The organism is Bradyrhizobium sp. Rc2d, from assembly GCF_900099855.1.
In the GTDB taxonomy this organism is placed as follows: Bacteria; Pseudomonadota; Alphaproteobacteria; order Rhizobiales; family Xanthobacteraceae; genus Bradyrhizobium.
On sequence record NZ_FNCU01000023.1, the window covers coordinates 1 to 12,519 of the forward strand.

At 61.5% G+C, this 12,519-nt stretch carries 12 protein-coding genes and 1 pseudogene; 6 read left to right on the forward strand and 7 right to left on the reverse strand.

Translation table 11 applies throughout. The features are described from left to right. The first annotated feature begins 66 nt into the window (after positions 1-66). Both BLV07_RS25815 and BLV07_RS25820 read left to right on the forward strand, forming a co-directional pair. Positions 67-1,506 (forward strand): IS1182 family transposase, encoded by a 1,440-nt coding sequence (locus BLV07_RS25815; RefSeq protein ID WP_091891397.1) that lies wholly within the window; start codon positions 67-69, stop codon positions 1,504-1,506. 136 nt (positions 1,507-1,642) lie between these two features. Further along, positions 1,643-3,412 (forward strand): adenylate/guanylate cyclase domain-containing protein, encoded by a 1,770-nt coding sequence (locus BLV07_RS25820; RefSeq protein WP_091891400.1) that lies wholly within the window; start codon positions 1,643-1,645, stop codon positions 3,410-3,412. Positions 3,413-3,547: 135 nt separating this feature from the next. On the opposite strand, the gene BLV07_RS48980 is transcribed toward BLV07_RS25820, so the two are convergent. Further along, positions 3,548-3,748 carry a hypothetical protein gene (locus BLV07_RS48980; protein WP_091891403.1) on the reverse strand — a complete coding sequence of 67 codons (201 nt, stop codon included), beginning with the start codon at positions 3,746-3,748 and terminating at the stop codon, positions 3,548-3,550. A 304-nt stretch (positions 3,749-4,052) separates the two neighbouring features. Between BLV07_RS48980 and BLV07_RS25830 the strand changes: the two genes are divergently transcribed. After that, a complete protein-coding gene (locus BLV07_RS25830; RefSeq protein ID WP_091891706.1) occupies positions 4,053-4,310 on the forward strand; it encodes a hypothetical protein in 258 nt (85 codons plus the stop codon). A gap of 114 nt (positions 4,311-4,424) precedes the next feature. Here BLV07_RS25830 and BLV07_RS25835 read toward each other — a convergent pair whose 3' ends face one another. Further along, a complete protein-coding gene (locus tag BLV07_RS25835) occupies positions 4,425-5,051 on the reverse strand; it encodes a hypothetical protein (RefSeq protein WP_143035493.1) in 627 nt (208 codons plus the stop codon). Positions 5,052-5,064: 13 nt separating this feature from the next. Next, a pseudogene (locus tag BLV07_RS25840) lies at positions 5,065-5,412 on the reverse strand (MBL fold metallo-hydrolase); the annotation flags it as partial. A 94-nt stretch (positions 5,413-5,506) separates the two neighbouring features. On the opposite strand from BLV07_RS25840, the gene BLV07_RS25845 reads away from it, so the two are divergent. From BLV07_RS25845 to BLV07_RS25855, 3 genes are all read left to right on the forward strand, one after another. Further along, positions 5,507-5,833: an ArsR/SmtB family transcription factor gene (locus BLV07_RS25845; protein WP_091891408.1), complete on the forward strand. Its 327-nt coding sequence runs from the start codon at positions 5,507-5,509 to the stop codon at positions 5,831-5,833. 82 nt (positions 5,834-5,915) lie between these two features. Beyond that, positions 5,916-6,158, forward strand: coding sequence for a rhodanese-like domain-containing protein (locus tag BLV07_RS50375; protein WP_502690220.1), 243 nt, complete (start codon positions 5,916-5,918; stop codon positions 6,156-6,158). A 100-nt stretch (positions 6,159-6,258) separates the two neighbouring features. Continuing rightward, positions 6,259-7,029, forward strand: a complete 771-nt coding sequence (locus tag BLV07_RS25855) for a sulfite exporter TauE/SafE family protein (RefSeq protein ID WP_091891415.1) — start codon at positions 6,259-6,261, stop codon at positions 7,027-7,029. 916 nt (positions 7,030-7,945) lie between these two features. Here the strand turns inward: BLV07_RS25855 and amaB are convergent. From amaB to dapA, 4 genes are all read right to left on the reverse strand, one after another. Beyond that, the gene (gene amaB / locus BLV07_RS25860; protein WP_091891418.1) at positions 7,946-9,475 is read right to left on the reverse strand and encodes an L-piperidine-6-carboxylate dehydrogenase; all 1,530 of its coding nucleotides are present in this window, start codon (positions 9,473-9,475) and stop codon (positions 7,946-7,948) included. A 64-nt stretch (positions 9,476-9,539) separates the two neighbouring features. Continuing rightward, positions 9,540-10,697 (reverse strand): alpha-hydroxy acid oxidase, encoded by a 1,158-nt coding sequence (locus BLV07_RS25865; protein ID WP_091891421.1) that lies wholly within the window; start codon positions 10,695-10,697, stop codon positions 9,540-9,542. Positions 10,698-10,704: 7 nt separating this feature from the next. Next, positions 10,705-11,580, reverse strand: a complete 876-nt coding sequence (locus BLV07_RS25870; RefSeq protein WP_091891424.1) for an IclR family transcriptional regulator — start codon at positions 11,578-11,580, stop codon at positions 10,705-10,707. Positions 11,581-11,595: 15 nt separating this feature from the next. After that, positions 11,596-12,501: a 4-hydroxy-tetrahydrodipicolinate synthase gene (gene dapA / locus BLV07_RS25875; RefSeq protein WP_091891427.1), complete on the reverse strand. Its 906-nt coding sequence runs from the start codon at positions 12,499-12,501 to the stop codon at positions 11,596-11,598. Positions 12,502-12,519 lie beyond the last annotated feature (18 nt).

Sequence of the window (12,519 nt, forward strand, 5' to 3'; positions counted from 1 at the left end):
TGACCCTGGCTGTGTGAAAACACAGTCCCGCTGTTATGATTCTCCCGTGATTCTGAGGGGGAATTGATGAGGCGCTTCGTTGAGGGGGCGGATCGTGGGCAACGGACGCTGCTGCCTGAATGCCTCGATGATTTCATTGACGAGAACAACGCTGTTCGCGCGATCGACGAGTTTGTCGATGCGCTCGATCTGGCCGAGATGTGCTTCAATGGAGTTGCGCCGGCGGCGACTGGCCGGCCGTCGTATCACCCCTCGGTTCTCCTGAAGCTTTACATCTACGGCTATCTGAACCGGGTGCAATCAAGCCGGCGGCTGGAACGAGAGGCCGGACGCAACATCGAGGTGATGTGGCTGCTGGGTCGGCTTGCTCCCGATCACAAGACCATCGCGGACTTCCGCAAGGACAACAGCCTGGGGCTGCGTAAGGTCTGTGCGCGCTTTGTCGAGCTCTGCCGCGGGATGGGCCTTCTCACGACGGCGAGCGTCGCCATCGATGGGAGCAAGTTCAAGGCCGTGAACAACCGGGACAGGAACTTTACGCGCGCGAAGGTGGAGCGGCGGCGCGCGCAGCTGGAGGAGAGCGTCGCGCGCTACCTGAGCCAACTTGACACGGCCGACCGACAGGAGCCGAGCGAGGCACTGGCGGCGAAGGTGACGAGGCTTACCGAGAAACTGACCAAGCTGAAGGAAGAAATGGGGAAGCTTGCTGCCTACGAGAAGCAGATGCTTGCTTCGCCGGATCAGCAAATCTCCCTGACCGATCCGGATAGCCGTTCGATGGCAACCAGCGGCCGCGGATCCGGCGTTGTCGGCTACAATGTCCAAGTCGCCGTCGACACCGACCATCACCTGATCATCGCGCATGAGGTGACGAACAGCGGCTCCGATCGGGCACAACTTGCCAATATGGCCAGGCAGGCGAAGGCTGTTCTGAAGGCTGAGACGCTCGAGGCCGTTGCCGATCGCGGCTACTTCAGTAGCCCGGAGATCCTCGCCTGCCACGAGGCCGGCATCACGGTAACTTTGCCCAAGCCGATGACTTCGGGCGCCAAGTCAGACGGACGCTTCGGTAAGCAGGACTTCGTCTATTTGCCGGAGGAAGACGCCTATCGTTGTCCGGCCGGGGAGCGATTGCCGTATCGCTATACAAACGAAGAAGCCGACAAGATGCTGCGGCGCTACTGGACCAACGCCTGTAAGAATTGTTCGATCAAAGCCCAGTGCACGCCCGGGTCAGAGCGACGAATCACGCGATGGGAGCACGAGGATCTGCTCGACGCCGTGCAGCAGCGGCTCGACGCGAACCCGCTCGCCATGCGCCTTCGGCGCGAGACTGTGGAGCATCCGTTCGGCACGATGAAGGCACGCATGGGGGCGACGCACTTCCTGACCAAAACTCTCCCAAAGGTAGCCGCCGAGATGGCTCTCTCGGTTCTGGCCTATAATCTGACCCGAGCAATGAATATCCTCGGGATCAGGCCGCTGATCGCCGCGATCGCGGCCTGAGGTCGGTCCAGTTTTGACGGCCCAGTAAGGCCGTTTTTACACGGCCAAGACCCATTTCGGACGTGGGCATAGCCGGACATCGGCCCACAATTGTGCTATTGAACATTAGGTTTTCCCCGAGCCCGGGGGGTGCATCTTGAGCAGCGAGCACGTAGAGCGGCGATTGGCGGCTATTCTGGCGGCGGATGTCGTGGGCTCTTGCCGCTTAATAGGGATCGACGAAGAAGGCACGCTGGCGCAACTGAAAGCTCTCAGAAAGACGCTTTTCGATCCCAAAATCGCTCAGCATCACGGACGTATTGTCAAGAACACCGGGGACGGCGCTCTCGTTGAGTTCGCCAGCGTGGTCGACGCCGTGCGATGTGCCGACGACGTCCAACGCGGCGTGGCAGAACAAAATACCGATGTGCCGCAGGACAAGCGGATCGAATTTCGCATCGGCATTCACCTGGGTGATATTATCATCGCAGACGATGATATCTTTGGTGATGGTGTCAACATTGCAGTGCGTCTCGAAGGGATCGCAGAGCCGGGTGGGATTTGCATTTCCGACGATGCTCACCGGCAGGTTCGTGGCAAGGTTGAGAGCACCATAGAGGATATGGGCACTCAAACTCTCAAGAATATCGCCGAACCGATCCGGGCTTGGCGCGTGCGCATCGGACCAAGCTCTTCGCCGGCAACAAAAACGCCGACCGAGACTGCGCACCCCCTCGCGCTGCCCGACAAGCCTTCCATCGCCGTTCTGCCGTTCCATAACATGAGTGGCGACCCCGAGCAGGAATACTTTGCCGACGGTATCGTCGAAGACATCATCACCGCGCTGTCGCGCTTCAAGTCGCTGTTCGTGATCGCGCGCAATTCGAGCTTCACCTTCAAGGGCCGAACGGTCGATATCAAGGAAGTCGGGCGAAGGCTCGGCGTGCGCTATGTCCTCGGGGGGTCTGTGCGGAAGGCATCGGGGAAAGTTCGCATCACAGGGCAGTTGATCGATGCGGTTACTGGCGCGCATCTATGGGCGGACAGATTCGAGCGTGATCTGATCGACGTTTTCGCTCTCCAGGACGAAGTAACGCTCTCCGTTGTCTCGGCTATTCAGCCAAAGATGCTTCAAACAGAAATTGAAATGGCGACGCGGCGGCGACCAGAGAACCTCACTGCCTATGACTTTTTTCTCCGAGCCCAGCAACAGTATTACCTGACGACCCGCGAAAGTTTGGCCGAGGCGATCAGGCTGGCTCATCGCGCTTTGGAGCTGGACCCGAGGTTCGGCCTTGCAGCGGCTCTGGCAGGTGACTGTCATGCGAGCAACGTCGCTTTAGGCTATGCCAACGATCCCCAGTTCGACTGCAAGGAAGCAGTTAGGCTTGCTCGTTTGGCATTGAGGATCGATGATGGTGATCCGGACACGCTGTCAAGGGTTGCCGTAATCTCGGCGGGCATGGTCGGCGATAGTGAAGGCGAGATCGAAATGGCTGACCGGGCGGTCGCGCTCAACCCAAATTCATGGCGCACTTGGAACAACAGAGGCTGGGTCTATCTAATGGCGGGGCTGCCGGAGGAAGCGATCCGAAGCTTTGAACGTGCCATTCGCATGAGCCCGGTAGACCCGCTGCTACACATGACGTTTCTTGGCATTGGGCATGCCCTTATGGGGCTTCGCCGCTTTGACGAGGCGATCGTCGTATTGAAGAAAGCCCTTCGTCAGAATCCCTCCTTTATGCCAGCTTGCCGCGGCCTCGCATCCGCCTTCGCCCATCTCGGACGTGACGCTGAGGCGCACGAGGCGGCGGCGCGTGTGCTTGAGATCGATCCCGCCTTTACAATATCGGCGTGGATCGCCCGGGTCCCCAAAAACTCAAAGCTGTTTATTGAGGGTCTTCGGAAAGCGGGGTTGCCCGAATAGCCCGCTGCGCAGTACGGACGAGGCGATCGAATGACCGCTTCTGGCCCACCTGCGACCTAGGAGAATGCCCGCTCTTGGACCGCTGTTGGGGGTTAACCCGACACCAGTCGGCCAGCCGCTTAATGAGTACATGCCCTAAATCATCCCCTTCTTCGTCGCCCGCAAGCTACGAACGTAATACCCTTGTCGCTGAACCGTTGACCTAATCTCGTCGCTTACTTTGAGAATTCTTTTTCTGCTCTTGCGCCACTTATTTGCAGAGTAAGCCCCGGGTATCGCGGAGCCTGTGCTTAGAACGAGCAAGTCACGCTTCCCATTGCGATAGACATCAAACATTTTTCGCCCCCGCTAATGCCTGTCGAAGTAAACACGAAATATGTTTCGATCATTCTGATCGAGCAGCTTACTACCTCGAACGCCTGCGCGGGTTGCAAATGTGCAACGCTCCGCGACTTCAGCTTCGCGACGTGCCAAGCCTGCGAACACGGGAAGCTCATGAAATCGGGACAATAGCTGTCCACAGACCTTCACTGGAACAGGTGGACAAGGCTAAGCCTGCGCATTTCGAATCCCTGCTCTGTGCTATCCGCCGGAACGGCGGGTTTGGATGGCGATTCCTTCCGCGTCGATGGAGTTTGTGATGTTGATGTTCCGGGAGCGACGCCCTGCTTATCGCACGATCGATGGCTGGGCTCGGTCGGTGTTGTTGGAAGCTGGCGCCATTCGTGAATGCGAGGAGCATGGTTGGATGCAGGACCGCACGGATCCTCATGCCCGCGATCGCGCGATCGAGATCGCTCGAGAGACGCCGCCGCACGGGGTCTCGCCAGAGGCGGCTGCCGTCGCCGTAGCGGAAGTCCTGGACGGGATCGGGGACACTTGTCCCGAGTGCCTGTAGGCACTGAAGCCAGCGACTATTTGGTTCGGGGTTTCTCGCTTGGCTGCGCCCACTCAAAGGACCATACCGCAAGATTGGCCTGACGCGCTAGGCGAAGCCCCTTCCGCCTTGCCTTCAGAAACTGTCTACGCCGAGATATTCCAGCAGTGCCTTGCTTTCCTTCAAGTCGCGAATGTCGAAGCCCTCGTTGAACCAACCGTAGACCGGCGCGAGAAGACCGCGTGCTTCATCAACCTTGTCCTGACCATGCCAGAGCCGGGCGAGACTGACGGCAGAGCGAAGTTCCCAGAGTTTCGCCTCCTGCTGGCGAGCAATCGCAATGGCGTGGCGAAACTCGGTCTCCGCCTCGGCTTCGGCGCCCGGCCGAGCCGCCAGCATCAACTCGCCTCGTCGCCGATGCAGCTCGGCCTCGAACCATCGCACCCCCAATTTCTCGGTGAGTGCCAAGGCGTCGGATAGTTGACCGAGCCCGGTTTCAAATCGCGCAGCCTTTGCCTCGGCTGCCGCGAGCTGCGCGAGGTAGAACGGAAGAGTCCACGCTGCGCCGGACGCCTGGAATCCCTCGATACCGCGCCGCAGTAAGTCCACCCCGGCTTCGGCGTCGCCGGCCTCGGCCAGCGTCCAGCCGCGATATGCCGTCCCCATCGCGAGAAAGAAGGCAAAGCCCTGCTCGGTGGTGAGCGCAACTAGCTCCTCCGCCCGTCGCCCAACCATATCCGCATCATCGAGCACGAAATGCAATCGGCATGCGACGCTCCGTCGCCAGGTCTGTTGCGTTGAAGACCGGCCGAAAGATTCGCTGCACGTCTTTGATGTGCTCGCCGATGCCGATCCGGGCGCCGGTCTTCGCCTTGATGTACGGCGCCCCGGACAGATGATCGGCGTGAGCATGTGTCTCCAACACCCAGATGACGCGATAGCCCGCATCTTCGGCCGTGTGAAGAATGGCCCTGACGGAACGCGTATCGACCGCGCCCGAATTGTGGTCGTAATCGAGCACGGGATCGATAACGGCGGCTGCCTGGGTCGCCGGATCGCCAACCAGATAGCTGATCGTATTCGTCGGCTCGTCGAAAAAGGCCTTAATGATCGGCTTCGCCATCGCCTCACTCCTATCTCGTTTCGATGCCTCGGTTCTTGACAGATATATTAGCGACTCCTAATTTAGCAATGTCTAAATAGCACGTGAGGCGGATGTGCCGACGGTCGTCTGCAACTCGCAAAGCATCGAAAATGCCGCCCAAGAAATCGCAACCCTGTTGCGAGCCGTGGCGAACGAGCGGCGGCTGCTTATTCTTTGCAGACTCGTGGAACTGGGAGAAGCGAGCGTGAACTCCCTTGCCGATTCCATCGGCCTGTCCCAGTCGGCGCTGTCGCAGCACCTGGGGAAGATGCGTGACGAAGGCCTGGTGACCTACCGCCGCGAAAGTCAGACCTCTTGGTACCGGATCGCCGATGCGCGCATCGAGCGGCTCTTGGCAACCCTGCACGAACTGTACTGCAAACCGACCAAACGACGTTGAACAGGAGCAAACCATGTCACTTCCGAAAATCGAGCCCGCGGCCGCGCGCCGCCGCATGCAGCAGGGCGCTGTCCTCGTCGATATCCGCGAAGCAGAGGAATTCGCTCGCGAAAACATTGCCGGCGCTCACCATCTTCCACTGTCCAGATTGCACGAAGCGAATTTGGCTGTGAAAGCCGGAAAGGCCGTGATCTTCCACTGCAAGAGCGGCGCGAGGACTTCGATGAACGCCGCCCGTCTCGCAGAGAAAGTGGGCGGCGCTTGCGAAGCCTACATTCTCGACGGCGGGCTAGATGCCTGGAAGCGATCGGGACAACCCGGCTGACAGGCTCATGATTCCGCCGAAGCGGACGCGCCCGTAGGGTCTGCAGCACGTCCTCGAAGCCAGGCCGCCGCCCCGCAAGGGCCGACCTCGGAGTTCCGCAATGCATTCACTGTTGACGCAAGCCGCTCTATCGGCGGCTTCCGGCTCTGTCGTCGGCTTTTCGCTCGGTCTTGTTGGCGGAGGCGGGTCGATCCTCGCTGTTCCACTCCTGGTGTACGTGGTCGGTCTGAACGATTCACATGTGGCCATCGGTACGAGCGCCGTGGCGGTCAATGCGGGCGCCAACCTCGGGACACATGCTCGCAGCGGCAATGTGAAATGGCGCTGCGCCACGACCTTTGCTGTCGCCGGCGTTGCCGGGGCCTACCTCGGGTCCACACTCGGCAAGATCATGGACGGGCAGCGACTGCTCGCTCTTTTCGCCGTATTGATGATGGTCGTAGGCGGACTGATGCTGCGCAATCGCGCTCACGTCGGCAACTCGGCCGTCAGCTTGTCCAAGGAGAACCTCCCGAAACTGATCGTATCGGGTCTGGGCGTCGGTGTACTGTCCGGGTTCTTCGGGATTGGCAGGGGCTTTCTCATCGTGCCTGCGCTCATGCTTGCGACCGGCATGCCTATGCTCAATGCCATCGGCTCGTCGCTGGTCTCGGTGACCGCATTCGGACTGACCACTGCAGCGAACTACGCCCTTTCCGGGCTGATCGACTGGCAGATCGCTGTCCTCTTCGTAGGAGGGGGAATCTTCGGCGGGCTGATCGGAGCGCGGTTGGCGAAGTCGCTCGGATCCAGCCGGGGCGCTCTGACCTCCGTCTTCGCAGGGCTGATATTCGCGATCGCCATCTACGTCCTGTTCCGCTATCTATCTTGAGGTGAGAATACGCCATCCTCGGCAAGCGGCAGCGGAAGGCCGCAAAGGCAGTAAAGGTGCGCGACGCATAGCGCCGGTGATGCAGGTCGAAATTCAAGTTCGACACCCTGTGACGCAGCGGTCTCCAAGTTTGCCTACTCACCCGACCACAAGTTCAAGAATGCGCGTACACGCGAGAAAACACCGCGCACCGGCAATCAGCTCATCTCCGACAAGCGCTTTCTACGAAAGGGCTAGATGAGCTCCTTTTGGGCAAACACAGGAGCACGCATGGAGAGGCCGGAGCTGACCAGCCATCGATAACGACATTCGGTTCAGGTTGCGATTTGACCAAAGTGCAGCGCCTGCGTCCCGAACGCAGTGAGTATCTTCTAAGCTATTGATATTCCTTGATGTGACAGTCGCTTCCGTCCCGTTTTGTTCACGGTCGTTTCGCCCAATTCGTTGCGATTTCGTTGCGAGGTTCTTGAAGAAGAACGGAGCTCGGTGAGGAGTAGGCATCTTGAATGCGCGGCGGGATCTCCGGCCGAGATCAACCGACCGGAAGGCCCCCTTCGCGCGGTTGGTGATGGGCTGTGCGCCGCTCTCGCTGAATGTGTCGGGGGTTCGAGTCAGTGGAGCGCTACCACCTTTCCCCACACCAGCCAAACCTACGATACCTCATCCATTCCTGCGCATAAGGCAGCTCGCGATCCTGGGCGAGAGCCGCTTTACGCTCTCGGCAAAAAATGTTGAACGGTCGCGAACCACAGGCCGTGCGAAAGCGGGCGATATCGTGGAAACTGGAGCGTGAGCGCGCTTTTGGCGCTGCCAACGTAGACGAGCAATCCGATTGGTAGATTCTGACTGATGCGGCTCCTTCGCCGCGGGCTCGAAGTTCTATCCCATCGAACGAGACTTTCCCGGGCACAATTGGTCACGCCACGTCGAACTTGACGCCTTGCGCCAGCGGGAGCGTGCGACCGTAATTGATGGTGTTGGTGACACGCCGCATATACGTTTTCCACGCGTCCGATCCGGACTCGCGTCCGCCGCCGGTCTCCTTCTCACCGCCGAAGGCGCCGCCAATCTCCGCGCCGGATGGGCCGATATTGACGTTGGCAATGCCGCAGTCGGAGCCGCGGGCCGACAAGAAAGTTTCCGCTTCGCGTAGATCGTTGGTGAAGATCGATGACGACAACCCTTGCGGAACGGCATTGTGCAGCTCAAGCACGGAATCGAAATCGCGATATTTCATCACGTAGAGGATAGGCGCAAAGGTCTCGTGCTCCACCGGTCCGGTCTGCGCCGCGATCTCGACCAGCGCCGGGCGGACATAGTAGGCGTCAGCCGCCCCTTCGATGGCGACCCGCTCGCCACCTTGGACCTGCCCTCCAGCAGCGGTCGCAGCCTCGAGCGCACTCCGCATCGCGCGATAGGCCGCGCCGTCGATCAGCGGACCAACCAAGTTACCGTCTTCCAGCGGAGAGCCGACGGTGACGGACGCATAGGCCTGTTTAAGGCGCGCTATGAAGCTGTCGTAGACGCTTTCGTGGACGAACAGGCGGCGCAATGTGGTGCAGCGCTGTCCCGCCGTTCCCATCGCGGCAAAGGCGACGCCGCGCAGCGTGAGGTCGAGGTCGGCGGTCGGCGCAACGATCGCCGCGTTGTTGCCGCCGAGTTCGAGCAGCGCCCGGGCGAACCGGCTGGCGAGCCGCGGGCCGACCGCGCGTCCCATCGCCGTGGAGCCGGTGGCCGAGACCAGCGGCACCTTCGCATGGTCCACGAGCACCTCGCCGATCTCACGGCCGCCGAACAGCACTGCCGCAAGCCCCTGCGGCGCGCCTCCGCCGGCCTCATTGAAGCGTTTGCGCGCGCCCTCAAAGAGGGCGTGTGTCGCAAGCGCGGTCAGCGGCGTCTTCTCCGAGGGCTTCCAGACCAGGCTGTTGCCGCACACCAGCGCCAAGGCTGCGTTCCAGGCCCATACGGCGACCGGAAAATTGAACGCAGAGATGATGCCGGTGACCCCAAGCGGATGCCAGCTTTCCATCATGCGATGCTCGCTGCGCTCGGTCGCGATCGTCAGGCCGTAGAGCTGGCGCGACAGGCCTACCGCGAAATCGCAGATGTCGATCATCTCCTGAACCTCTCCGAGGCCTTCGGAAGTGATCTTGCCGACCTCGATCGACACCAGGCGGCCCAGCACCTCCTTGTTGGCGCGCAGCTCCTCGCCGAGCAGCCGCACCAGCTCCCCGCGCCTGGGCGCCGGCACCAGTCGCCACCCCAAAAACGCGGCGTGGGCCTTCTCGATCACGGACGTCGCCTCGCCAGCGCCGACCTCGGTGACCCGGCCAATAGGCCTGCCAGTGATCGGGGTACGAACGACAAGCGTGCCCTCCGTATAGACGGGACGGCCGACACCGAGCGCTGCGAAGGAGGCTGTCGACTTCGCCGGCAAGATCGGCATTGGCGGCAGGCGTGTGCGGTGCTGATTTGACGGACATGGCGGTTTCCTGATGTTGGTGTCGATTTTAGTTCCGTTGCTGGCGCGCACGCCCATGCCGCAAGGCCGGAGCGCGATGCGCTCCCAGGAAAGCCATGGCGGTATCCATCTCGCGCAGGACCATGCGCAGGACAGATTCGGCGCCCGCCTCTCCCCTGGCTGCAAGCCCCCAAAGCGGCAAGCGGCCGAGAAGCACAGCTTCCGCGCCCAGCGCCAGATACTTCAGGACGTCGGTGCCGCGCTGGACGCCGCTGTCGGCCAGAATCGTCAGACGGCCTTTCACGGCGCCGACAATCGCCGGAATGCAATCCGCCGGAGCCGGCAGACAGTCGAGATTGCGCCCGCCATGGGCCGAGACCACGATGCCGTTGGCCCCGATCTCGACCGCCTTTTCAGCATCCTCCACCGTGAGCACACCCTTGATGGTGAGTTTACCCGGCCAGATCTCGCGCAGCCAGCGCATGTCGTCCCAGCTCAGCCGCGGCTCGATCCGGACCGACTCGGCGATGTCAGCGCGGGTGATGGCGGTGCGGAATGCTTCCGGATAATGGCCGTAGGTCGGCATGCCCTCGCTCACGAAATAGCGCGCCAGAACCCCGAACAGCCAACCCGGATGCAGTGCCACGTCGATCATGCTGCGCAGCCGCGGTTTGAAAGGAATACCGAAACCGTTGCGTTCATTATACTCCCGGTTCGGCGAGACCGGCGTATCGACCGTGACGAGCAGGTTGTCGCAGCCGCAGGCGCTCGCCCGCTCCAGGAGGCGTCCGGTCAGGGCGCGATCGCGCCAGACATAGAGCTGGAACCAGAGCAAGGCATCCGGGGCGCCGCGCCGGATTGCTTCCACGGTGGTCACCGATTGCGTCGAGATGCAGACGGGAATGCCGACGCGCGAGGCCGCGCGGGCCAGCTTCGTCTCCCCATCATGCGAAACAAGACCGGCGAGCGCCGTTGGCGCGACAACGAGGGGCGCGGCGATCCTTCGACCGAACAACACCGTGTCGAGATCGCGCCTGTCTTGCCCCGTCAGCATCGCCGGCAGCAAGGTAATGGCGTCAAGCGAGGCACGCAGGCGCATCAATGCCGTTTCGTCCTCCGAGCCGCGATCGATATACTCGAACAGTCCGCGCGGAAGGAATCGTCGCGCGCGGCGGCGATAGTCGCTGGCATTGAGGAGCATCGGCATCGGCGTTTCAGGCCGCGTAGCGTTTGAACTTGGACTTCGAGATCGACGTTGCGGCGACGTGAACATGCTGAACGAGCTCGGCCTCGACACGCTCCGTGGTCCAGCGCGTCGTCGGTACGGAGATGTTGACCGCGGCAATCGCCCGCCCGTGCTCGTCGATGATCGGCGCCGCGACGGAAATATCGCCCATGACGCTTTGGTTAATCTGGATCGAATAGCCGCGCTTGGCGGCGAGGTGCACCTGCTCCATGAGCTTACCGGGATCCGTAATCGTGTAAGGCGTGAGTGGCTCAAGCCGCGTACGCTTCAAGAGGTCCTGTTGCTCAGCCTCCGGAAGGGCCGCCAGGATGGCTATGCCGGACGCCGTGAAGTACGCCGGCAGCCGGCTTCCGATCACGAAGTCGATATGGATCAGGTGCCGGCCGGGGAAACGCGCCACGAACACGACCTCGTGGCCGTCGAGCTCATGCAGGTTGCAGGTCTCGCCAAGATTGCGGCTCATCTCGAGAAGATAGGGCGAGGCCTTGTCGATGAGCTCGTTGGCCTTGAGATAGCTGTGGGAGAACTGCAGCACCTTCGACGTCAGCCCGTAGTCGCGCGTGCCCTCGATACGCTTGAGATAACCGAGCGATTCCAGCGTGTAGACCAGGCGCTGCGTCGCGCTGCGATCGAGATTGGCGGCCCGTGCGATATCGGCAAGTGTCATGAAGCGTCGCGGCCCATCGAAGGCATGCAGGACCTGAAACGCCTTCTCGGTCGAGCCGACGAACAGGGACGAGCGTCCCGGCTCTGCACTTTTGGCGACACGCGTCGCAGCACGAGCTCTTGCCGGACTCTTGGCCTTGCCGGATTTCTGGGAGCCACCCTGGTCACTACGCGCCATGTCGCCATCCCCCCATCATGCAACGTTCTCGGAAACCGCCAACTGCTTGCCGAATTCGGCGCGGAGATCGGATACCAGCGCCGGCGCCGGTTGGACCAGGGGTGCCAGCATGCGCGGTGCGTCGACGCCAATCATGTCCATCACCGCCTTCATCGGCCCAGGATTGGTTTCGGCAAACGCCATGTTCATGAGCGGGATCAGGCGACGATGCAGACTCAATGCCTCGGCGGTTTGCCCGGCAATCGCCGTCTCGTAGATTTGCCGCCAGGCGCGCGGCAGCAGGCACGCGGTCACGATGATGCCGCCCCTCGCGCCGGCTGCCAGATGCAGTGGAAACAGGCTGTCTTCGCCGCTCAGCACCGCAAAGCTCTCGTCGACGCCGGCAACCACCTGCAGGAAATGATACATGTCGAGATTGCAGGCCTTCATGCCGATGATATTGGGGTGCCTGGAGAGCTCATGCAGGATCTTCGGTTCGATCGCGATCCGGGTGCGGTAAGGGATTTCATAGATCAGGACAGGCACCGGCGAGGCGTCGGCGTAGCGCAGGAAATAGTCGCGAATGCCCGCCTGAGTCGGATTGGTGTAATATGGCGTGAGGACCAGCAGGCCGTCCACGCCCTCGGCGGCGAATTCCCTGCCCGCCGTAAGCGCATCGTGAAATCCGGTGTCCAGCACGCCCCCGATCACTGGACCTCTGCCGTTCATGGCCTTCACCGACAGGCCCGCCATCTTGATGCGCTCGGAGCGCGCCAGCGCGCCGTATTCACCAGTGCCGCCGAGCGGCACCACGCCGTCGATACCCTGCTTGTTGAGCCAGGCGAACAGCGCCGAAACGGCGGCGGCATCGACGGTGTCGTCGGCCTTCACCGGGGTCGGAATGGCGGGAAACAGGCCGCGAAGTCGGGATGCAGTGAGCATGTGAGAGAACCTCTATTC